Consider the following 20,567-nt stretch of genomic DNA (forward strand, 5'->3'; position numbering starts at 1 on the left):
GGTCGGGTCGGCGGTGGGGACGGGCGTCAGAAGAGCGTCGCCGGGCCGCCGAGCGAGGCCGGCCCCGCGGCGAGCGCGTCGCGGTGCAGGTCGCCGGACGGCTGTAGCGCGGCCGACCGCACCCCGCCGGTCACCGGGTCCTCGCGCCCGCGGGCGAGCCCGTGCGCGCGGAGCAGCGGATGGATGCGCTCGCCGAGCCAGCGGCGGTAGTCCTTCGGCGCGTACGCCGCCTGCCCCGGGTACATCGCGCGGTACCGCGGCACGAGTTCGGGATGCTCCCGCTCGAGCCACTCCATGAACCACGGCTTCACCGACCCGCGCAGGTGCAGTGCCGCCGCGATGACACTGGTGCCGCCGGCGCGCTTCACCTCGCGGAGCGCGTGGTCGAGGTGGGCGCGCGTGTCGGTCAGGTACGGGAGGATCGGCATGAGGAACACCGTGCAGTCGAAGCCCGCTTCGCGGGCGGCCGTCACGGTCGCGAGCCTCGCCTTCGTCGACGGGGTGCCCGGCTCGACCGACTGCTGCAACTCGTCGTCGTACACGGCGATCGACATCGCCAGGTCGACGGGCACCAGTCGGGCCGCCTCCTGCAGGAGCGGCAGGTCGCGGCGCAGCAGCGTGCCCTTGGTGAGCACGCTGAACGGCGTGCCGCTCTCGGCGAGCGCCTCGATGATGCCCGGCATCAGCGAGTACCGCCCCTCCGCCCGCTGGTACGGGTCGGTGTTCGTACCGAGCGCCACCGGCTCGTGATGCCACGACGGCCGCGCCAGCTCGGGCCGCAGCACCTCGGCCACGTTCACCTTCACGATGATCTGCCGGTCGAAGTCGGCCCCCGCGTCGAGGTCGAGGTACTCGTGCGTCGGCCGGGCGAAGCAGTTGTGGCTGATCACCCCCTCGGCGATGAAGTCGCCGGTCGTCGTCGTGATGTCGATGAGCTCCTCCGGGCCGCCGTCGATCGGCTCGATCGAGACGACGCGGAGATCGGCGACCGTCTTCACGGCAGCGCCCACGAGCGAAAGCTTGCGTGTGATCGCCGGCTGCGCGATGTTGAAGAAGGCCGACCGCGCCGGCAATCCGCCGAGCACCCGCACGTTCGCCACGCCGTTCGATCGTGCCGGGTCGCGCGTGCACGCGATGCCGAATCGTGCGAGGCCGCGCTCGATGGACGCCAGGATCGCCTCATCGGAGTTGCTGATGCGAAGGACGCCGCGACTGCAGCTGCCTTCGGCGTCGAAGACGCCGCCGAGGAACCCCGCATCCCATCCGGCGGAGGGCGCCTCGGGCCACTCGATGAGCGACTCGACCGTCTCCACATGCGATCGCCGTGCGGTACGGATGCCGACCATCTGCCGCCGCGTGGGCATCGCAGGTGCGAATTCGAAGGTGGAGAGGTCGACACCGAACCGACGAAGGTAGCCCTGCGTCCGGTGGAGCGCCTCGACGTCGGCGAGGGCGAGCCGGAACTGGTTCACGCGGTTGATGCCGCCGCGTGCGCGCCGGTACTCGCCGCGGAAGATCAGGCCGTCGCCGCGGATCATGCCGGCGAGATACCCGCGGGCGTAGTCGTCGGACATGACCGAGATCGATGCCTGGACACCGGACCGACCGAACCCGATGAGGCGGTTCGACGTGGTCAGGTATGGGCGCTGCTCGGCTCCGGACATGGCGCCGGCCACATGCTTCCAGCCGCGTTCGGTGAGGAACCGATGGTCACCACTGGCCACGATCGTCGTGCCGTCGGCGAGGCGGATGCGGTACGCGGGCTTCCGCGTCGACCACTTCGCGAGCACCTTCGCGGGCGTGTAGCGCCGGTACCGCCCGTCCACGCGGGTGCCGAGCACCTCCTCGCCGACCTGGATGTCCCGCATCGCCCGTTCCCGACCGTCGGCCAGGGTGATCATCGTGTCGGGATGGACGCAGTAGGCGCATGCGTGGGTGCAGCCCCGGTACGGGTTGATCGTCCAGCCGAACGGCATGGCCGACTGGCCCGGCACCCGGTTCAGGGCGGACTTCGCGAGCACCTCGTGGAAGGTGACCCCGGCGAACTCGGGGGTCTGCACGGAGCGGACGAGGTTGTTCAGCCGGGCGAGGCCGGGCAGCGCGCCGGCCTGCTCGACGCCCAACTGCTGTCCACTCCACCGCATGCAGACATTCGAACATATGTTCGAGCCATCCGCCACCCCGCATGCGGCGCGTCGTTCGCTCTCGCGCGCGTTCACCTTCCAGTGCAGGCCCCGAACGGACGCGAATGGTCGCTCTGGGGCATCCAGTGCGACCATTCGCGTCCGCGCGCGGGAAGGCGCGAACGGCGCGGCGCGTCAGGCGGCGCGGGCCGCCTCGACCACCCGACCGCGCTCGAGCCGCAGCTCCTCCCCGCCCACCGGCGGCGCAGCCACCGGTCGTGGCTGGCGATCAGCACCGCGCCGGGGTACCCGCCGAGGGCCTCCTCGAGCTCGGTGGCGAGCCCGAGCGACAGGTGGTTCGTCGGCTCGTCGAGGAGGAACACGTGCGGCGGCCTGGCGATCACGAGCGCGAGCGCCAGGCGCCGCTGCTGCCCGATCGACAGCGCCCCGACCGGGCGGTCGAGGTCGCGCGGCGCGATCAACCCCAGCCCGGAGAGCGGCACCTGCTCGGCCCGCCGCTCGCCGAGCGCCCGCTCGTACAGCGCGCGGGGCGAGGCATCCGGGTCGGCGAAGCGCACGTCCTGCTCGAGCAGCCCGACCCGGAGGCCCCGCCGCCGGTGCACGACGCCGCGGTCGGCGGCGAGCCGCCCGGCCAGCAGGCCGAGCAGGGTCGACTTGCCGGCGCCGTTCGCGCCCGTGACGAGCAGCCGCGTGAGCGGCGCCACCTCGAGCGTGCCCACGGCGAGCCGGTCGCCGACCGAGGCATCCGACACCTGCAGCAGCAGGCCGCCCTCGTCTGCCAGCACCTGCGATCCCGACGGGATGCCGGCGAACGCCAGCGGCACCGGGGGCTTGCGCACCTGCTCGCGCTCGAGGGTCTCGAGCCTGGCCTCGGCGTTGCGCACCCGGCGGCTCACCTGCTGCTCGACGCGATCGCCGATGCGCCCGTACGACATCTTGTTGCGATCGCGCATGGGCGCGTGGTGCGAGACGTTCCGCGCGGTCTCGTCGACGGCGAGCCGCAGCCGGCGCAGCTCGTCCTGCTCGGACTCGTACTGCGCCCGCCACCGCTCGCGCTCGGCCGACTTCACCTCGAGGAACTCGGTGAAGGTGCCGCCGAAGACCTGGCCGCCGGCCGCGGCGAGCAGGTCGTCGCGCGAGGCCCCCGCGGCGGATGCCCCGCCTCCCGCCCCGGCGAGCGCGAGCGCGCCCTGCCGCCCCGGGTCGAGGTCGAGCAGGCCGGTCGCCACGCGGTCGAGGAACGCGCGGTCGTGGCTGGCGAACATCACGGGCCCGCGCCAGGCGCGGAGCCGCTCCTCGAGGAACGCGGCGGCCGCGTCGTCGAGGTGGTTCGTCGGCTCGTCGAGCAGCAGCGCGTCGGGCGCGCGCAGCAGCAGCGCCGCCAGCGCGAACCGGCTGCGCTGCCCGCCGGAGAGGGTGCCGACCGGTCGGTCGAACCCGATGCCGGCGACGCCGAGCCCCGAGAGGAGCTCGTCGCGCCGGGCGCCGGCGGCCCAGACGTCGGCGCGTTCGGCCGCGTCGAGTGCGGTGGCGTAGCGGGCGGATGCCTCGTCGGAGGCATCCGCCAGCGCGGCGGCCGCGTCGTCGAGCTCGCGCTCGATCGCCCGCACCTCGGCGAGGGCGGACTCGAGCACGTCGCCGACGAGGTCGGTCGGCCCGAACGCGGGCTCCTGGAGGAGGAGTCCGGTGCGTTCCGGACGGGCGAGGCGCCCGTCGACGACCGCGGCATCGGCCGAGACGTCGGCCAGGAGCCGCAGGAGCGTGGACTTGCCGGCGCCGTTCTCGCCGATGAGGCCGAGGCGCTGGCCCGGCGAGACGGTGACGTGGAGGCCGGTGAACACCTGTCGGGCGCCGTAGGCGACCGACAGGCCGTCGGCGCGCAGGTGGGTGGAGTGGGAGAGACGTACAGCCATGGGGATACCCCGTTTCGCGAGAATGCCCCCGAGCCGCCGCGCGCACGCGCGGGCAGGCCGATGCACCGGCCGGCGCGCACGCGGTCGCGCGACGGCCCGGGAGCGGAGAGTGGATCCCGCCGGGCATGAGCCGTCGACGAACGGGTGCACGCGAACACTGTCGCGATCAGTGGAAGGGCACACCCGGAGTCAACGGCGCCTCAGGCGCGGGACGATGGGATGTGCTCACTTCATAGCGTCGGCTACCGTAGCACGGCCTGCCGGGGAATCGCCAGCACGGGACATCCGAAGCGATCGGATGCCCCGTGCGAGCGGATGCCTCGCGCCTACGCCTGCAACTGCAGGACCCGCGCCGTCTCGGCGAGGGACGCCTCGGCCGCGGCGGGGTCGTCGTTGAGCGTGCGGCCGTACGACGGGATCATCTCGCGGAGCGTCGGCTCCCACGAGGCCATGCGCTCGGGGAAGCAGCGCTTCAGCACGTCGAGCATGATCGGCGCGGCGGTCGACGCGCCCGGCGACGCGCCCAGCAGGCCCGCGATGGAGCCGTCGGCGCCCGTGATGACCTCGGTGCCGAACTGCAGCACGCCGCCCTTGCCGTCCTCGTGCTTCATCACCTGCACGCGCTGGCCGGCGGTGATGAGCTCCCAGTCGTCGGCCTTCGCCGTCGGCATGAACTCGCGCAGCGCGCGGAGCTTCTTGTCGCGGCCGGCGAGCAGCTCGGAGACGAGGTACTTGACCAGGTCGAAGTTCTTGAACGCGACGCCCAGCATCGTGCCGATGTTGTGCAGGCGGATCGAGAACGGCAGGTCGAACCAGGTGCTCGTCTTGAGGAACTTCGGCGTGAAGCCGGCGTACGGGCCGAACAGCAGCGCGGTCTGGCCGTCGACGACGCGGGTATCGAGGTGCGGCACCGACATCGGCGGGGCGCCGACGGCGGCCTTGCCGTAGACCTTCGCCTGGTGCTGCGCGACGAGCTTCGGGTTCGTGGTGCGGAGGAACTGGCCCGAGATCGGGAAGCCGCCGAAGCCCTTGATCTCGGGGATGCCCGAGTGCTGGAGCAGCGCGAGCGCGCCGCCTCCGGCGCCGACGAACACGAACCGCGCGTTCACGACCTTCGGGGTGCCGCCGACGAGGTGGCGCAGCTTCAGGCGCCACATGCCGTCCTTCTGGCGCTTCAGCCAGGTGACCTGGTGGTTCGTGTGCACCTCCCCGCCGCGGCGCTCGACGTCTTCGAGGAGGAACTTGGTGAGCGCGCCGAAGTCGACGTCGGTGCCCGCCTCGATGCGGGTCGCGGCGACCCGCTGGCGGGCATTGCGCTGCTTCGCGAGCAGCGGCGTCCACGCGCCGATCTGCTCGATGCTCTCGGAGTACTCCATGCCCGGGAAGAGCGGCTGGTCCTTCAGGGCCGCGTAGCGGCGCTTCAGGTAGTCGATGTTGGCCTTGCCGTGCACGAACGTCATGTGCGGCGTCGTGTTGATGAACCGGTTCGGCTCGGGCAGGGCGCCGGTGGCGACCAGGTGCGCCCAGTACTGGCGGCTGACCTGGAACTGCTCGTTGATCGAGATCGCCTTGGCCGGGTCGACCTTGCCGTCCTTGCCCTCGGGCATGTAGTTCAGCTCGCACAGGGCCGCGTGGCCGGTGCCGGCGTTGTTCCAGGGGTTGCTGGACTCCTGCGCCACCTCGCCGAGTCGCTCGTACACGCGGATGCTCCAATCCGGCTGGAGCCGGGAGAGCAGGGAGGCGAGCGTGGCGCTCATGATGCCCCCGCCGATCAGGACGACGTCGACGGTTTCCTCTGAATGCACGACTTCCAGTCTAAGTCGACCGCGAGGCGCCCTTGACCACGGGGCACCCGTGCGCTAGCAGGGCCGCCCCCTAGACTCTCCCCGGGGGAAGTCCGCGCACCGGGAGGGGGTGGCGGTGACTGGGGACGAAGCGGGTCCGTCGCGACTCGACGCCGACGTGCGCCCGGTGCCGGGGGCGGGGCATCCGCTTCGCCGTGCGACGCCGCCGCTGCGGCCCGAGGCGCCCGTGGACAGCGCGCGCCCGAGCCGATCGGCGCTCGCGCGCGTCGTCGCGGCGCTGCTCGCCCTCGCCGTCGTGGGCCTGCTGGCGTTCCTCGTCGTCGCCTCGATCGGCGCCGCGGGCGTGAACGCGCCGCTCGCCGGCCGGTCGTTCTACGTCGACCCGGACTCCAGCGCGGCCGTCGCCGCCGAGACCACCGACGACCCGGCCGAGCGGCACGCCGCCGAGGTGATCGCCGCCCAGCCCGCCGCCGTCTGGCTCACGCCCGAGGAGGACCCGCCCGGCGAGGTCGGCGAGCACGTGCGCCGCGTCATGACCGCGGCCGGAGCCTCGTCGACGGTGCCCGTGTTCGTCGTCTACGGCATGCCGGGCCGCGACTGCGGCGGCCAGTCGGCAGGCGGGCTCTCGGCCGAGGCCTACGGGCCGTGGGTCGAGGAGATCGCCTCGGCGCTCGGCGGGCGACGCGCGGTCGTCGTGGTCGAGCCCGACTCGCTCGCCCTCGCCGACGAGTGCGGCGACGCCGGGCGGCGCACGGCGCTCATCGCCGAGGCGGTGGACGGGTTCGCGCGGACCGTCGCGTTCGTCTACCTGGACGCCGGCCACTCCAACTGGGTCGACGTGGGCCGCATGGCCGACCTGCTCGAGCGCGCCGGCGTCGACCGGGTGCGCGGGTTCGCGACGAACGTGTCGAATGCGCAGACGACCGAGGCCGAGCGCACCTACGCCCGGCGCATCGCGGAGGAGCTCGGCGGCGCACACGCCGTGATCGACGTCTCCCGGAACGGCGAAGGGCCGCCCATCGACGACGCCTGGTGCAACGCCCCCGGGCTCGCGCTCGGCGCCGACCCCGCCGGCGTCCAGGACGAGGTCGTCGACGCGGAGCTGTGGGTGAAGCCGCCGGGCGAGAGCGACGGCCACTGCAACGGCGGCCCGGCGGCCGGCGAGTGGTGGCCCGAGGGCGCGATCGCGCTCGTGCGGAACGCCGGGCAGTGAACCGGGGCCGACGCGACGGGGATGACGGCATGACGGGCACGACGGATCGATGGGAGGGCATCGGATGACGGATGCAGCGCAGGACACGAACGGCGACCGCCGCGTGGCGGTGGTGATCGAGGACGAGGCCGACATCCGCGACCTGCTCGAGCAGGTGCTGCAACAGGCCGGGTTCGAGACGCATCCCGCGGTGAACGGGCTCGACGGCGTCGAGCAGGTGCGACGGTGGAACCCCACGGTCACGACGCTCGACGTCAGCATGCCCGGCATCGACGGGTTCGAGGCGGCGAAGCGCATCCGCGCGTTCAGCGACACCTATCTCGTGATGCTCACGGCGCGCTCCGAGGAGATCGACACCCTCATGGGGCTGGAGTCGGGCGCCGACGACTACGTCGCGAAGCCGTTCCGGCCGAGGGAACTGCGGGCCCGCATCGAGGCGATGCTGCGCCGTCCCCGGTCGAACGGTGCCGGGAGGGGCGGGCCTGCGCAGCCCACGGCCCCCACCTCGCCCGAGCACGTCGCCCGGCCCGAGGCATCCGTCTCGCCCGGGGCATCAGCCCCGCCGGTCTCCGCTGCGCCGGCGGCCCCGCCCGCCGCGCCGCCTCCCGTCGCCCAGCCCGTGGCGGCGGATGCGCCGGCCGAAGCCGTCGCACCCGCCGCCGCTGCCGCCGACATCGACGGCCAGCCCGGCTGGATCGGGCACCGCGGCCTCCGGCTGCATCCGGAGATGCACCTCGTTCGGGTCGAGGGCCGAGACGTCGAGCTCACGCGCATGGAGTTCGAACTCCTGCACCTGTTGCTCACGTCGCGGCGCCGGGTCCGCAGCAAGGCCGACCTCGCGCTCGCGCTCCACGGGGAGAGCTACGTCACCGCCTACCAGGTCACCGAGGCCGACAAGCGGGCCGTGGAGGTCCACCTGGCGAACCTGCGACGCAAGCTCGGCGAGAACGCGGCCGATCCGACGTGGATCGAGACCGTGCGCGGGGTCGGATACCGGCTGACCGCCGACGGGTGAGGTCGGCGGCCGCCGGAGTCGGCCGTCACACCTTGTATCCATGGGTGCGACGGAGGAGGTTGAAGACCATGCTGAGGGTCTGGAGCACGGTGATGACGCCCAGCACCGGCCACGCGACCCACAGGATCGCCGACTGCACGGCCGGGCTCAGCAGCATCCAGATGACGACCATCGCGACGATCACCGCGCCGACCAGGATGATCGGCACCAGGTAGCCCTGCCCCGAACCGCGCTCGGCCTTCGCCTGCGCCGCCCAGTTGTCGACGCGCTTGCGGCTGAGGAACTTCGTCCACGCCCGCACGAAGTGCCCGAGCCGGATCCACATGTAGACCTCCGCGGGCAGGTAGAGCAGCGCGAACAGGATGTCCCGGGCCGTGACCTTCTGCATCCACAGCGCCGTGCGGAGGTTCAGGAGCGTCGCCGCGATCGGCGGCAGCAGCCACCACCACATGAACACGAACGCCCCGATCGACAGCGAGCCGGCGAGCAGCACGATGAACATGACGCGGGTGAGGCCGTTCACCGCCATCGAGAAGTTCTCGAGCCACCGCTGGCGCAGGTTCGGGTGGAACGGCTGGCCCTTCGTGTCGCCGCGCTGGCCCGGCCACATCAGCTCGATGGAGCCGTAGTTCCACTTCACCTGCTGCGCGTCGAGCGAGCGGAGCGTCGTCATGCCGCCGACGTCGGCGCGCGCCTGCGCGCTGATCTTCGTCAGGTAGCCGGCGCTCTTGATCTGCAGCGACAGCAGCGAATCCTCGACCTCGGAGTCCTTCACCCAGGGCGTGGTCTGGTGGTTCGCGGCCATCGCCTCGCCGAGCGCCTTCATCGAGAAGATCGAGTACTGCCCGCCGAGCACCGCCATGTTGCGGCCCTTCAGCATGTTCTGCATGTTGAATGCGGCGAACTGGGCGCGCTGCCCCGCGATGAGGAAGCGCGCGATGCCGCCCTCGATCTTCGTGTCGTCGATCGTGTAGATCGCCGAGATGCCGCCGATGCGGCTGTCGGACTCGATCTCCGCCGAGAGGAACTCGATCGCGCGGTCGTCGGCGACCGTGTCGCCGTCGACCCCGAGCAGGTAGTCCAGGCCCTCGACCAGCGCGTGGCCGTAGTTCAGCGCGCCGACCTTCTTGTCGGGGTTCTTCCCGATGTCGTGCACGAACACCTCGGTGAACTGCTCGACGCCGTCGGCGTCGACGCGGCGGTGCGCCCCGGCGAACTCGGCGGCCCGCTCGACCGTGCGGTCCGACGAGTTGTTCACGATGACGTGGATCACGTCGGGCAGCCGCGTCTGGCCCAGCAGCGACCGGATGACGTCGGCGATCGACTCCTCCTCGTTGTACGCGGGGATGATGCAGCCGATCGTGGTGCGGATCGCCGCGGCCTCGTCGCGCGCCTGCGCGGCCCACGATGCGGGCGCGTCGACGTCGTCGACGAGCACGGTGCCGTGCTCGGGCACGGCGGACGGCGTGATGGTGTGGACCTGGGTCATGGTTCGAGCTCCTGGGAATGGATGACTGCCGACCCACCATCGCGTCGTCCTTCGAGTCTGACGGGGCATCCGTGAGGTTCGCTCCGAAATCCGCTAGCGTCGGCTCAAGTCCACCTCAAGATTTCGCCAGACCGACGGGGGGAAGGCATGGCCGGAATCGCTCGTCGCCGTGCGCACCGGCCGGGGCCTCGCCGAGGTGCGGTCGCGATCGGATGCCTCGTGCTCGCCGCGACCCTCACCGGGTGCGAGGCGCCGCCATGGGACCCGGCCTCGACGGCCACGCCGACGACGAGCGCGCCCGCGACCGTCGAGCCGGTGCAGAACGACCTCGCGGCCGGGTCGACGACCCGCACGATCGAGGTCGGCGCCGTGACCCTCACCATCGACTACTGGTCGACGCTGTCGATGGACCAGTGGACGGCGGCGGCGAACAAGCCGCTGAGCTTCTCGCTGCGCGGCACGGTCGTCCCGGCCGACGGCCAGAAGGTGTACCTCAGCCGGGCGTCGGTCACCCCCGAGGTGCGGGCCGCCGACGGCACCGTGCTGCCGGGGTTCGACCCGATCGTCGACCAGGCCACCGTCTCCCCCGGGTACCTGATCCTCGATCCGTACACGTACAGCCAGACGTTCATCCTCCCGCCGGTCGACCCGGACGCCGCGTCGATCGTGCTGGGCCTGCGCTACGAGCTGCTCGTGCAGTCGACGCCCACGTCGACCGACTACGCGAAGCAGACCGCCGTCGACACGCTCACGGTCGCGATCGCGCCGTCGGGCGGCGCGACGGGCGAGCCGAGCGAGCCGGGCGAGCCGAGCGAGGGGTCGGACTGAGCGAGGGGTCGGACTGAGCCGCCCGCCGCTCGGCCCGCTCAGCCCTCGACCACCACGTCGCCGCCGGCCGCCCGGGCGGACTGCGCCGCGCTCGTCGCCGCGTCGACCAGGGTGATCACGTCGTACCCGTGCCGGTCGCTGCCGACGATCCCGACGCTCGCCGTGAGCCGGATGCCGTCGGCCGCCGTGATCCGCTCGTCGCGGAGCCCGTGCCGGATCTCCTCGGCCGAGTCCGTCGCGTCGGCCAGGTGCCGGTACACGCCCGCGACGAGCACCTGCCCCGGCGCCTCCTCGGCGACGATCGTGTGGGCGCCCGCGTAGCGGCGCACCACCGCGGCGAAGTCCCCCGCGAGTCCCAGCCCCGTCGACCGGCCGAACGCCGCATCCAACGACTCCCGCTCATCGAGCTCGAACCGCAGCACCACCAGCTGGTCGCCGTGGAAGTCGGCCCGCTCCGCCCAGTCGTCGGCGATCTGCAGCAGCTCGTCGCGGGTGAGCAGTCCGTCGGCCGTGAACTCGAGCGACGACCCGCGCTCGCCGACCCGTGGCACCCGCTCGCCCTGCAGGATCGTCATGCACACCACCGTCGTGATCGTGAGCGCCATCACCACGACCGCCGCGGCGCCGCGGCCGAGGAGGGTCTGCATCACCTCGGCGTCCGCACCCAGGAGGAGGACGACCACCGTCCGCGCCCCGTAGAACGCCGCGACGAACGCGAAGATCACCGACAATCCGCGCGCCGTCCAGTGCCGGCTCATCGGCGAGCGCAGCGACTCGACGAGTCCGAGCGCGGCGAACGACGCGACCGAGGCGTACAGCAGCGCGAGCCCGGCCGAACCGATGAGGCCGACGCTGCCCAGCACGACGGCCGCCCCGATCGCGAGCGACACGACCACGCCGACCCACAGCAGGTCGCGGCGCCGGTTGTACGCCCGCGCCCCGCTCCAGAAGGCCGCCACCGCGAACACGTTCGTCGTCGCCGCCGCCACCGCCGTCCACCACGCCGTCGGGTACAGCGTGAGCACGGACAGGCTGAACGAGCACACGATCCCCGAGACGAAGCCGAGCGACCAGACGCGGCCCGCGGCATCCGCCTGGCGCAGGAAGGCATCGAGCAGGAACAGCACGCCGCTGACCGTCGTCACGACCGTGAGCGCCAGTTGGAGCGTGTACGTGTCGAGGATCATGCGGTCCCCGGTCCGGCGACGGGCAGGCTCATGATCATGGTGGTGCCGCTCCCCTCCACGCTCTCCGCGTGCAACCCGCCCCCGTGCATCTCCACGAGGTCCTTCGCGATCGGCAGCCCGAGCCCGCTGCCGTGGATCGCGCCCTTCTGCACCGCCGCCGACCGGAAGAACCGCTCGAACAGCTTCGGCAGCTCGGCCGCCGGGATCCCGATGCCCGTGTCGCGCACCGTCACCCAGGCCGTGCCGTCCTCCGCGGTCGCGGCGACCTGAATGGAGCCGCCCAGCCGGTTGTACTTGATCGCGTTCGACACGAGGTTGTCGAGCACCTGCCGGAGCCGGAAGGCGTCACCCCGCACCACGACGGGCTCGACGTTCGCGACGTCGATCGACAGGCGCTGCTCGTCGGCCCGCGGCCGCAGCGCCTCGATGCAGTCGAGGACGACCCGTCCGAGGTCGACGTCGCCGAGGTCCAGCGGAGCCTGCTGGTCCCGGTGCTTCGCGCCGGCGAGGATCGAGGCGATGAGCTGGAGCATCCGCTCGCCGTTGCGCTCGATGATCTCGAGGTTCTGCCGCACGCGCTCGGGGACGCCGGGCTCGTCGACCGACAGGTCGACGTAGCCGAGGATCGACGTCATCGGGGTGCGCAGCTCGTGCGACACGGATGCCACGAGGTCGTCGCGTGCCCGCACCGCCGCGAGCTCCCCGGTGACGTCGCGGGCCACCAGCACGCTGCCGTCGTCCTCGCCGTCGAGGCCGACCAGGGCGCGCGCCGTCACCGAGATCGCCGCGAGCTCCCCGCCCGGCGACGGCACCCACGTGAGCACGTCGTCGAACTGCTCGCCCCGCACCGCCCGGTTGAACGGCAGCTCGTCGATCGCCAGCGGGGTGACGCGATCGCCGCCCAGCACTGCCGCCTCGCTCGCCTCGTCGAGCGAGCGCCGGTCGAGTCCGTACATGCGGGCGTATGCGCGATTCACGATCGCTCGCCGACCGTCGCGGTCGAGTCGGACGACGCCGAACTCGACGGCGTCGAGCACCTCGCTGAGCAGCTCCTCCTGCCGGCGCGTGCGCTTCAGCGCCCGCTCGAGCTGCCGCGCCTGCGCGGCGATGAGCGTGCGCACCGCCCTCGTACGACGGCTGGTCAACGCCGCCGACACGCCGACGAACGCCAGCGCGATCGGCACGAGCACGGTGCCGGGGATCGACGCCGGGCCGAAGGGAGCCGCCGAGGCGACCTCCTCCACGACGATGAAGCCGAGCGCCGTGCCGAGCGCGACCACCACCCCGACGATGCCGAAGTAGCTCGCCAGCCAGATGGTGGGGAACACCCACAGCAGCCCGAGCCCGCTCACATGATCGGCGGCGCGCATCACGCCGACGGCGATGAGGTCGAGCACCGGCACCACCACGACCGCAGCCGGCGGCACCGTCGACCACTGCACCATGATCGTCACGCCGAGGGTCACCGCCACCAGCACGAACCCGCCCATGAACGCCGGGTGCGCGACGAGGTCGGGGCGGATGAGGAGCTCGGCCAGCGCGGCCGCGACGACCGCCGCCGCGAAGAGCAGCTCGGAGAGCACGACCGAGCGGTCGATCGTGGTGATCAGCCGCGCACGAGTGGGACCCCCCGACCCCTCCATGGGGTCGAGCCTAGCGACCCGGCCCGCCGAGGCGGGCCGGGTCGCCGGGGTGCGTCGCGGAGGTCCGGGTTGCCGGGTCCGCGACGGGAGATCAGACGGCGGCGGGCGCCTTGGCCGCGATGAGCTCGGCGATCTGCACCGCGTTCAGCGCGGCGCCCTTGCGCAGGTTGTCGTTCGAGACGAACAGCACGAGGCCGCGGCCCTCGGGTGCGGACTGGTCCTGGCGGATGCGCCCGACGTAGCTCGGGTCGGTGCCGGCGGCCTGCAGCGGCGTCGGGATGTCGCTCAGGGCCACGCCCGGGGCATCCGACAGCAGCTCGGTCGCGCGCTCGGGCGTGATCGAGTTCGCGAACTCGGCGTGGATCGACAGCGAGTGGCCGGTGAAGACCGGCACGCGCACGCAGGTGCCCGCGACGAGCAGGCCCGGCAGCTCGAGGATCTTGCGGCTCTCGTTGCGGAGCTTCTTCTCCTCGTCGGTCTCGAGGTCGCCGTCGTCGACGATCGAGCCCGCCAGCGGGATCACGTCGAACGCGATCGGCCGCGGGAACTTCTCGGGCGCGGGCAGCGTCACCGACGCGCCGTCGTGCACGAGGCCCAGCGTGTCCTGCTCGAGGGCCGCCTTCGCCTGCGCGTAGAGCTCCTCGCCTCCGGCGAGGCCGGCGCCCGACACGGCCTGGTACGTCGACACGATGAGCCGCTCGAGGCCGGCCTCCTCGTGCAGCACCTTCAGCACCGGCATCGCGGCCATCGTCGTGCAGTTCGGGTTCGCGATGATGCCCTTCTTCGCCTCGTCGATGGCGTGCGGGTTCACCTCGCTGACGACCAGCGGGACCTCCGGGTCCATGCGCCAGGCGCTCGAGTTGTCGATGACCGTGACGCCGGCCGCGGCGAACCGCGGCGCCTGCACCTTCGAGGTCGCCCCGCCCGCGGAGAAGATCGCGATGTCGAGGCCCGTCGGGTCGGCGAGCTCGGCATCCTCGACGACGACGTCCTCGCCCTTCCACGGCAGCGTCGTGCCAGCCGAGCGCGCGGAGGCGAAGTAGCGGATCGAGGCCACCGGGAAGTCGCGCTCCTCGAGGAGGCGACGCACGACGGCGCCGACCTGGCCCGTCGCGCCGACGACGCCGATGTTCACTCCGTTGGCCATGATGTTCCTTCGTTCGTGGGGTGCACGGCGACCGCGCACCGCTCCTTCCAGTGTGCCCGACGCGCGAGGCCCCGGCGCCCGGATGACGTCCGTCGCGCCTGCCTTGGCAGGAACCCGACGGCGGACGTCAGTGGCTCAGCGGCCGGTGCCCGCGTAGACGACCGCGTCGATGTCGCCGTCGAGGCCGAACGCGGTGTGCACCGCGCGAGCGGCCTCGTTCACCGAGTCGGCACGCGTGACGACCGAGATGCGGATCTCGCTCGTCGAGATCATCTCGATGTTGATGCCGGCCTCGTACAGCGCCTCGAACAGCTTCGCCGACACGCCCGACGCCGAGCGCATCGCGGCGCCGACGAGCGACAGCTTGCCGATCTGGTCGTCGTACTGCAGCGACTCGAAGCCGACCTTCGCCTGCACGCTCGCGAGCGCGGTGAGGGCCTTCTCGCCCTCGGCCTTCGGCAGCGTGAACGAGATGTCGGTCTTGCCGGTCGCGGCGGCCGACACGTTCTGCACGATCATGTCGACGTTGGCGTTCGCGCCCGCGACGATCGTGAAGATGGCGGCGGCGACACCCGGCTTGTCGGGCACGCCGACGACGGTGATCTTCGCCTCGGAGAGGTCGACGGCGACGCCGGCGATGACGGAATCTTCCACAGCAGCTCCTTCGGGGCTTCGCGAGGGGTCGTAGACGATGGTCCCCTCCGAGTTGTTGAACGACGAGCGCACGTGCAGCGTCACGCCGTGGCGGCGGGCGTACTCGACGGCCCGGATGTGCAGCACCTTCGCGCCGGACGCCGCGAGCTCGAGCATCTCCTCGCTCGTGATGCGGTCGAGCTTGTGCGCCTTCTTCACCACGCGCGGGTCGGAGGTGAACACGCCGTCGACGTCGGTGTAGATCTCGCACACGTCGGCCTCGAGGGCGGCGGCCAGGGCGACCGCCGTCGTGTCGCTGCCGCCGCGGCCGAGCGTGGTGATGTCGCGCGACTCCCGGCTGAAGCCCTGGAAGCCGGCGACGATGACGATCGCGCCCTCGTCGAGCGCCTCGCGCAGGCGCACCGGGGTGACGTCGACGATGCGGGCGGCGCCGTGCGTGGCATCCGTGATCATGCCCGCCTGGCTGCCGGTGAAGCTGCGCGCCTCGTGGCCCATGCCCTTGATCGCCATCGCGAGCAGCGCCATCGAGATGCGCTCGCCCGCCGAGAGCAGCATGTCGAGCTCGCGGGGGGCGTGGATCGGCGTGACCTCGTTCGCGAGATCGAGCAGCTCGTCGGTCGTGTCGCCCATCGCGGAGACGGCGACGACCACGTCGTTGCCGGCCTTGCGGGTCTCGACGATGCGCTTGGCGACCCGCTTGATGCTCTCCGCGTCGGCGACGGACGATCCGCCGAACTTCTGCACGATCAAGCTCACGTGGTCTCCCCGGGGGTGATGTGCGGCGCGGGACGGGTGCCGTCGAGCGCGTGGGCCGAGGCGTGCGCCGCGGCACCATCCTACGTCGGGGCGTATGTCGCCCCGGCCATGTGACGCCGCCCATCCCCCGCTGCGACGGCCCGCGCGGATACGATGCGGGCATGGGGGAGCTGACCGACGCGTGGAGCGAGTTCAACGTGGCGATGCTCGGCGCGGCGGCGGCCCTCGCGGGCCTGCTCATCGTCGCCGTCTCGGTGAACATCGCGCAGATCATGCAGACGGCCTCGCTGCCGGGGCGTGCCGCCGCCGCGCTCGCGGCGCTCGTCGCGGCGATCACGACGACCGCGCTCGGGCTCGTGCCCGACCAGCCCGAGTGGGCGTTCGGGCTCGAGGTGCTCGCCGTCGCCCTCGTCGCCGCGTGGTTCGAGCTGCGCGCGACGCAGCTCATCTTCGCCGAGCCGCGGACGTACGGCCCACGGTGGGCGAAGGCGTTCGCGGGGTGGCTGCCGGTGGCCCTGTTCCTCGTGGGTGCGGTGCTCGTGCTCGTCGGCTCGCCTGCCGCGGGGCTCGGATGCCTCGCCGCGGCCTCGATCCTCGCGATCGCCTCGGCGATCCTGCACGCGTGGATCGTGCTCGTCGAGGTGCTGCGGTAGCCGCAGCCGCCCGCGGGCGCGCCCGCACCCGCCAGCTCAGCCCTTGTGCGACCGCTTCATGTACCACTCGGTGAACTCGGTCGCCCGGCCGTCGTCGGCGAAGCGGATCACCCACAGGTTGATGTAGTCGTCGGCGCGCGCCGGGTAGTCGGTGCGGCCCTGGATGAACGCGATCCCGGGCTCCTCGTGGAGGATGCGCCAGTCGAACGCCCACGTGCCGGGGTCGTCGAGGTCCTCGATCCAACCGGCGACGATCGCCTCGTGGCCGACGCGGGGCGGGACATCCGGGGCGGTGAGGTACCGGGCGTCCTCGGTGAACAGCGCCGCGATGTCACGCGGATCGTTCGACTCCCACGCCTTGACGTACCCTGCCACCCATTCCGCCGCCATGCTCGCCATGGGTCCAGTCCACCCGTGGTCGCCGGGCGGCGTCAAGTGGTGGACGCCGGGTCGGAACGGGGCGCGAACGTCAGCCGACGATGCGGCGGCCCTCGAAGGCGCGGCCGAGGGTGACCTCGTCGGCGTACTCGAGGTCGCCGCCCACGGGCAGGCCGGAGGCGAGGCGCGTCACGCGGATCTCGAGCGTGGTGAGCATGCGGCTGAGGTACGTCGCCGTCGCCTCGCCCTCGAGGTTCGGGTCGGTCGCGAGGATGACCTCGTTCACGGTGCCATCTGCGAGGCGCTGCATGAGCTGGCGGATGCGCAGCTGGTCGGGCCCGATGCCGTCGATCGGGCTGATCGCCCCGCCGAGCACGTGGTAGAGCCCGCGGAACTCCCGCGTGCGCTCGATCGCGACGACGTCCTTCGCCTCCTCGACGACGCAGATGAGCGTCGCGTCACGGCGCGGGTCGCGGCAGATCGAGCAGGTCGCCTCCTGCGACACGTTGCCGCAGATCTCGCAGAAGCGCACCTTGTCGCGCACCTCGAGCAGGATCTCGGCGAGCCGCGTCACGTCGAAGTGCTCGGTTTGGACGATGTGGAACGCGATGCGCTGGGCCGACTTCGGCCCGATGCCCGGCAGTCGGCCGAGCTCGTCGATCAGTTCCTGGACGATGCCCTCGTACACGGACTACCCACGCTCCCCGAGGCCGCGCGGCGCGGGTGCGGGCGCGTCGACCTCCTCGAGGAAGGTCGCGTTGAGCACCTCGCGCACGACCGACTCGCCGTACCGCTGGAACCCGGTGCCGCCGCCCTTCGGCGCGGAGGCGGTGCGGGCGTTCGACGGGCGGCCCTTCGCGGCCGTGGCCGGGCGCTCGCCGCGCGCCGGCGCGGCGGCCGCGGGAGGGGCGGCGTCGTAGGCCTCCGGCTCGGGGCCGGGGTCGAACGGGGGCTCCTCGTCCTCCGGGGGCGCCTCGGCGTCGTCGGGCACGGCGCCGTACTCCGACTCGACCGCCGGCCGCTCGAGCGTGGCGGTCGGGGCGGATGCCTCGCGCGAACGCTCGCTCGCGGGCACGGAAGCGGCGGCCGACTGGCCGCCGACCGGGCCCGACGCCGACGGGACCGCAGCGGACGAGGTCGGGGCTGCGGTTGCATCGGCCGGCTCGTCCGCCGGGATCGCGACGACGGCCCACGAGTCGACCGGACCGGCGGGCCCGGCGGAGGTGGCGGCACCGGCCGTGCGCGCGGACGCGCCCGACCGCGTCGCCGGGCCGGACGCCCGCGCCGAGCCGGGGTCGGACGTCGCGCGAGCCGGCGAGGCGGGACTGGACGCAGCGGGGTTCGACGGGCCGGGGTTCGACGCGGCGGGGTTCGACGGGCCGGGGTTCGAAGACCCGGGTGCCGACGACGCGGTGCTCGCCGCCCCGGCACCGGACGGACCGGCGTCCGCGGCACCGCGACCCGGCTGGCCGGCACCCGACGACGCCGGGCCGGACGCGCCGTCGCCGGCCGACCCGCCCGCCGCACCACCGGCGGACGTCGCCTGCGCGCCGACGACGCGCGGCACGAACTTCACCTGCACGCCGAGGATGTCGTGGATCGCGCCGCGGAGCAGTTCGGCGTTGCTCTGCTTGCCGGCGCCGCTCTTCAGCTCCTCGACGTCGCGGGCGCTCGGGAACCCGATCACCAGCACGGCGTCGTCGGTGCGGTACTCGATGACGTGCGCGTTCAGCGCGGCCATCCACGCCGTGCGCTTCGATCGCTCGAGCACGCCGAGGACCTCGGGCCATGCGTCGCGGAGGAGCTGCGTGGTGACCGGGCCGACGGGCTTCGGGCGCGGCGCGGGAGGTTCGGGGGTGGCGGCGGGGGTGGGTTCGGGGCGCGTCGGCTCGGGCGAGGCGGCGCGGCCGGCGGGGGTGGTGGGTGCCGCGGGCGTGCTGGGTGCCGCGGGCGGGGTGGTCTCGATCCGCTCGCCGGCGCTCGCGCCTCGACCACGTGCGGGTGCCTCCGGCGCCGCCACGCGACCACCGGCGGAAGCCGGAGCCGCCTCCGCGACCGGCACGGCGCCGTCGACGCCGACGCGGCGCTCCAGGCGCTCGACGCGGGCGAGCGCGCCGCGCTCGGAGTCGTCGGCCGCGGGCACCAGCACGCGCGCCAGCATGAGCTCGAGGTGGAGCCGCGGCGAGGTGGCTCCCGTCATCTCGGTCAGCGTCTGGCTCACGAGGTCGGCGACGCGCGACAGCTCGGCCTGGCCGAACAGCGTCGCCTGCGCGCCCATGCGGGCCAGCTCGTCTTCCGGGATGCCGCGGAGCACCGACTTCGCCGACTCGGGCGACGAGGCCGCGACCACGATGAGGTCGCGCAGCCGCTCGAGCAGGTCTTCGACGAACCGGCGCGGATCCTGGCCGGTCTGCACGACCCGGTCGGCCGCGGCGAACGCGCCCGCCGCATCCTTCGCGCCGATCGCGTCGACGACCTCGTCGAGCAGGGCGCCGTGCGTGTAGCCCAGCAGGGCGACCGCGCGCTCGTAGTCGACCGTCGTGCCCTCGGAGCCGGCGATCAGCTGGTCGAGCAGGGACAGCGTGTCTCGCGGCGACCCGCCGCCGGCGCGCACGACGAGCGCGAGCACGCCGGGCTGCACGGTGATGCCCTCCTCGTCGCACAGCTTCTGCACGTACTCGAGCATCGGCGCCGGCGGCACGAGACGGAACGGATAGTGGTGGGTGCGCGAGCGGATGGTGCCGAGCACCTTGTCGGGCTCGGTCGTCGCGAAGATGAACTTCACGTGCTCGGGCGGCTCCTCGACGAGCTTCAGCAGCGCGTTGAAGCCCTGCGGCGTCACCATGTGCGCCTCGTCGAGGATGAAGATCTTGAACCGGTCGCGCGCCGGGGCGAACACCGCACGCTCGCGCAGGTCGCGGGCGTCGTCGACGCCGTTGTGGCTCGCGGCGTCGATCTCGACGACGTCGAGCGAGCCGCCGCCCCCGCGGGACAGCTCGACGCAACTCGGGCAGACCCCGCACGGGACATCCGTCGGGCCCTCGGCGCAGTTCAGGCAGCGCGCCAGGATGCGCGCCGAGGTCGTCTTGCCGCAGCCGCGCGGGCCGCTGAAGAGATAGGCGTGGTTCACCCGATCGGTGCGCAGCGCCGTCATGAGCGGCTCGGTGACCTGGGACTGGCCGATCATCTCGGCGAAGGTCTCGGGCCGGTAGCGGCGATAGAGGGCGGTGACCACGGAACCATGCTAGTTGCCGCGTCCGACACGGGATCCGGATGGCGAGGGCGTACCATGCTGGGCACGCGGCGTCGCGTACGCCGCGCGTCGACGCCGCCCGGGGCGGCGGAAGGAGGGCGGAATGACCACCCGGAGCTTCACCCCGTCACGGCTCGAGAAGTTCGAGCGCCTGCTGCTGGCCGAGGAGGCCGAGGCGAACGAGCGCCTCGCCGAGCACCGCATCGGCATCAGCGAGGTGCGCGCCGCACGGTCGGATGCCTCCGCCGACGACGAGCACGACCCCGAGGGCCCGACCATGACCCAGGAGTGGTCGCAGCGCTCGGCCGTGCTGACCGACGCCGAGCACGAGCTCGCCGACGTGCGCCGCGCCCTCGGCCGCCTGACCGACGGCAGCTACGGCGTGTGCGAGAGCTGCGGTCGTGCGATCACCGTCGCCCGCCTCGAGGCCCGCCCGACCGCGACCCTCTGCATCGACTGCGCCCGCCGCATCGGCTGACGAGCGGTCTG

At 72.8% G+C, this 20,567-nt stretch carries 16 protein-coding genes; 5 read left to right on the top strand and 11 right to left on the bottom strand.

Features of this window, described 5'->3' with window-relative positions; translation table 11 throughout:
* Window positions 1-26: 26 nt before the first annotated feature.
* The 3 genes from ACGGZK_RS17345 to ACGGZK_RS17355 form a co-directional block, all read right to left on the bottom strand.
* Window positions 27-2,144, bottom strand: a complete 2,118-nt coding sequence (locus tag ACGGZK_RS17345) for an intein-containing Rv2578c family radical SAM protein (RefSeq protein WP_395246118.1) — start codon at window positions 2,142-2,144, stop codon at window positions 27-29.
* Window positions 2,145-2,215: 71 nt separating this feature from the next.
* Window positions 2,216-4,057: an ATP-binding cassette domain-containing protein gene (locus ACGGZK_RS17350; RefSeq protein ID WP_395243867.1), complete on the bottom strand. Its 1,842-nt coding sequence runs from the start codon at window positions 4,055-4,057 to the stop codon at window positions 2,216-2,218.
* A 326-nt stretch (window positions 4,058-4,383) separates the two neighbouring features.
* Complete coding sequence (locus tag ACGGZK_RS17355; RefSeq protein ID WP_395243868.1) at window positions 4,384-5,862, bottom strand: malate:quinone oxidoreductase; 1,479 nt, start codon at window positions 5,860-5,862, stop codon at window positions 4,384-4,386.
* A 115-nt stretch (window positions 5,863-5,977) separates the two neighbouring features.
* Here ACGGZK_RS17355 and ACGGZK_RS17360 point away from each other — a divergent pair, with 115 nt between their 5' ends.
* Window positions 5,978-7,075, top strand: a complete 1,098-nt coding sequence (locus tag ACGGZK_RS17360) for a glycoside hydrolase family 6 protein (RefSeq protein WP_395243869.1) — start codon at window positions 5,978-5,980, stop codon at window positions 7,073-7,075.
* A 64-nt stretch (window positions 7,076-7,139) separates the two neighbouring features.
* Complete coding sequence (locus tag ACGGZK_RS17365; RefSeq protein ID WP_395243870.1) at window positions 7,140-8,090, top strand: response regulator transcription factor; 951 nt, start codon at window positions 7,140-7,142, stop codon at window positions 8,088-8,090.
* A gap of 25 nt (window positions 8,091-8,115) precedes the next feature.
* Here the strand turns inward: ACGGZK_RS17365 and ACGGZK_RS17370 are convergent, their stop codons facing one another.
* The gene (locus tag ACGGZK_RS17370; RefSeq protein WP_395243871.1) at window positions 8,116-9,579 is read right to left on the bottom strand and encodes a glycosyltransferase; all 1,464 of its coding nucleotides are present in this window, start codon (window positions 9,577-9,579) and stop codon (window positions 8,116-8,118) included.
* A 219-nt stretch (window positions 9,580-9,798) separates the two neighbouring features.
* Here ACGGZK_RS17370 and ACGGZK_RS17375 point away from each other — a divergent pair, with 219 nt between their 5' ends.
* Entirely contained in the window at window positions 9,799-10,407 is a 609-nt protein-coding gene (locus tag ACGGZK_RS17375; protein ID WP_395243872.1) for a hypothetical protein, read from the top strand.
* A gap of 38 nt (window positions 10,408-10,445) precedes the next feature.
* On the opposite strand, the gene ACGGZK_RS17380 is transcribed toward ACGGZK_RS17375, so the two are convergent.
* The 4 genes from ACGGZK_RS17380 to ACGGZK_RS17395 form a co-directional block, all read right to left on the bottom strand.
* Window positions 10,446-11,594, bottom strand: coding sequence for a hypothetical protein (locus tag ACGGZK_RS17380; RefSeq protein WP_395243873.1), 1,149 nt, complete (start codon window positions 11,592-11,594; stop codon window positions 10,446-10,448).
* Window positions 11,591-13,237 carry a sensor histidine kinase gene (locus ACGGZK_RS17385; protein WP_395243874.1) on the bottom strand — a complete coding sequence of 549 codons (1,647 nt, stop codon included), beginning with the start codon at window positions 13,235-13,237 and terminating at the stop codon, window positions 11,591-11,593. Before ACGGZK_RS17385 ends, ACGGZK_RS17380 begins: the two co-directional genes overlap by 4 nt.
* A 91-nt stretch (window positions 13,238-13,328) precedes the next feature.
* A complete protein-coding gene (locus ACGGZK_RS17390) occupies window positions 13,329-14,384 on the bottom strand; it encodes an aspartate-semialdehyde dehydrogenase (protein ID WP_395243875.1) in 1,056 nt (351 codons plus the stop codon).
* 135 nt (window positions 14,385-14,519) lie between these two features.
* A complete protein-coding gene (locus ACGGZK_RS17395) occupies window positions 14,520-15,794 on the bottom strand; it encodes an aspartate kinase (protein WP_395243876.1) in 1,275 nt (424 codons plus the stop codon).
* 161 nt (window positions 15,795-15,955) lie between these two features.
* Here ACGGZK_RS17395 and ACGGZK_RS17400 point away from each other — a divergent pair, with 161 nt between their 5' ends.
* Window positions 15,956-16,447 carry a hypothetical protein gene (locus tag ACGGZK_RS17400; protein ID WP_395243877.1) on the top strand — a complete coding sequence of 164 codons (492 nt, stop codon included), beginning with the start codon at window positions 15,956-15,958 and terminating at the stop codon, window positions 16,445-16,447.
* A 36-nt stretch (window positions 16,448-16,483) separates the two neighbouring features.
* On the opposite strand, the gene ACGGZK_RS17405 is transcribed toward ACGGZK_RS17400, so the two are convergent.
* The 3 genes from ACGGZK_RS17405 to ACGGZK_RS17415 form a co-directional block, all read right to left on the bottom strand.
* On the bottom strand, window positions 16,484-16,846 hold the full coding sequence (locus tag ACGGZK_RS17405; protein ID WP_395243878.1) for a nuclear transport factor 2 family protein: 363 nt from the start codon (window positions 16,844-16,846) through the stop codon (window positions 16,484-16,486).
* Between the two features lie 70 nt (window positions 16,847-16,916).
* The gene (recR, locus tag ACGGZK_RS17410) at window positions 16,917-17,513 is read right to left on the bottom strand and encodes a recombination mediator RecR (RefSeq protein ID WP_395243879.1); all 597 of its coding nucleotides are present in this window, start codon (window positions 17,511-17,513) and stop codon (window positions 16,917-16,919) included.
* 3 nt (window positions 17,514-17,516) lie between these two features.
* Complete coding sequence (locus ACGGZK_RS17415; RefSeq protein ID WP_395243880.1) at window positions 17,517-20,060, bottom strand: DNA polymerase III subunit gamma and tau; 2,544 nt, start codon at window positions 20,058-20,060, stop codon at window positions 17,517-17,519.
* A gap of 121 nt (window positions 20,061-20,181) precedes the next feature.
* On the opposite strand from ACGGZK_RS17415, the gene ACGGZK_RS17420 reads away from it, so the two are divergent.
* Window positions 20,182-20,556, top strand: coding sequence for a TraR/DksA family transcriptional regulator (locus ACGGZK_RS17420; RefSeq protein ID WP_395243881.1), 375 nt, complete (start codon window positions 20,182-20,184; stop codon window positions 20,554-20,556).
* The last annotated feature ends 11 nt before the right edge of the window (window positions 20,557-20,567 follow it).

The sequence above is a fragment of the Agromyces sp. MMS24-K17 genome (assembly GCF_043950245.1).
In the GTDB taxonomy this organism is placed as follows: domain Bacteria; phylum Actinomycetota; class Actinomycetes; order Actinomycetales; family Microbacteriaceae; genus Agromyces.